The sequence below is a fragment of the Amycolatopsis echigonensis genome (assembly GCF_014174495.1).
GTDB lineage: Bacteria > Actinomycetota > Actinomycetes > Mycobacteriales > Pseudonocardiaceae > Amycolatopsis > Amycolatopsis echigonensis.
In genome coordinates this window covers 1-1,298 of the sequence record NZ_JACJHR010000230.1, presented here as the reverse complement: position 1 = coordinate 1,298, position 1,298 = coordinate 1, and the positions used below count along the sequence as shown (strand labels likewise).

The 1,298-nt window shown below is 65.0% G+C and carries 1 protein-coding gene; it reads left to right on the top strand.

What is annotated here, in order from left to right:
• Positions 1–52: 52 nt before the first annotated feature.
• A protein-coding gene (locus tag H5411_RS46460; protein ID WP_246370553.1) for an IS3 family transposase occupies positions 53–1,260 on the top strand; the annotation gives its coding sequence in 2 pieces (ribosomal slippage) (positions 53–353 and positions 353–1,260; 1,209 coding nt in all).
• The last annotated feature ends 38 nt before the right edge of the window (positions 1,261–1,298 follow it).

Sequence of the window (1,298 nt, the reverse complement as noted above, 5' to 3'; positions counted from 1 at the left end):
TGGACCGCCCCGGGTTGATTGGAGGCTCTGATACCTGGAAGGGTGAGGAGCTATGGCACCTCCGAGGAAGTACTCGTCTGAGCTGCGGGAACGTGCGGTTCGGATGGTTTTTGAGCTACGTGAACAGGGCGAGCGGACGGGCGCGGTCGCCCGGGTTGCGGACCAGCTCGGGGTGCATCGTGAGGCGCTGCGGACCTGGGTCCGGCAGGTCGAGGTCGATAGCGGGAAGCGGCCGGGGACGTCGACCGGTGACGCTCAGCGCATCGCCGAGCTGGAACGAGAGAATCGTGAGCTGCGGCGGGCGAACGAGATCCTGAAAGCGGCGTCTGCGTTTTTCGCCCGGGAACTCGATCCGAAACTGCCGCGCTAGTCGAGTTCGTCGATATCCATCGTGAACAGTTCGGTGTGGAGCCGATCTGTGCCGTGCTGGAGTTTCCGCCGTCCACGTATTGGGCGGCGAAGAAGCGGGAGTCGGCGCCGTCGGCTCGTGCGGTCCGTGATGAATGGCTGAAAGGAGAGATTCGCAGGGTGTGGAATGGGCCGGGTCGTGGCCTGTACGGGGCGCGGAAGGTCTGGGGACAGCTGAACCGGGAGGGCGTCTGCGCGGCGCGGTGCACGGTCGAGCGGCTGATGCGCGGGCTGGGCATCACCGGGGTGATCGCGTCGCGTCGACGGCCCCGCACCACCATACCTGCCGAGGAAAGGCCTCGCGACCTGCTGGAACGTGACTTCACCGCGGACGCGCCAGACCTGCGCTGGGTCGCCGACATCACGTACGTCGCCACGGCTGCCGGATGGGTGTATGCCGCGTTCGTCCAGGACCTGTTCTCTCGCCGTATCGTCGGCTGGCAGGTCGCCGACCACCTGGGTACCGACCTTGCGCTCGACGCTCTGGAAATGGCGATCTGGGCGCGCGGAGGAAGCGTCGACGGCCTTGTCCACCATTCCGACAGAGGTATTCAATACACGTCCATCCGCTACGCTGAACGACTCGACCAGGCCGGCGCGGCCCGCTCGGTCGGCAGCAAGGGCGACTCGTATGACAATGCCGCTGCCGAGTCGCTCAACAGCCTCTACAAGAAGGAACTCATCGACTTCCACGAAAACTGGGAGAACGCGACCGACGTGACGCTCGCCACGATGGAATGGGTTGCCTGGTACAATTCCGAAAGGCTACATTCTTTCTGCGGAAACACTCCTCCGGCCGAGTACGAGGAGACATTCCGCCGGACGGCCGCCGACACCGGCACAGCGGCCTGAACCAACTAATCCGGCCTCCAACTTCGCCGGGGCGGTCC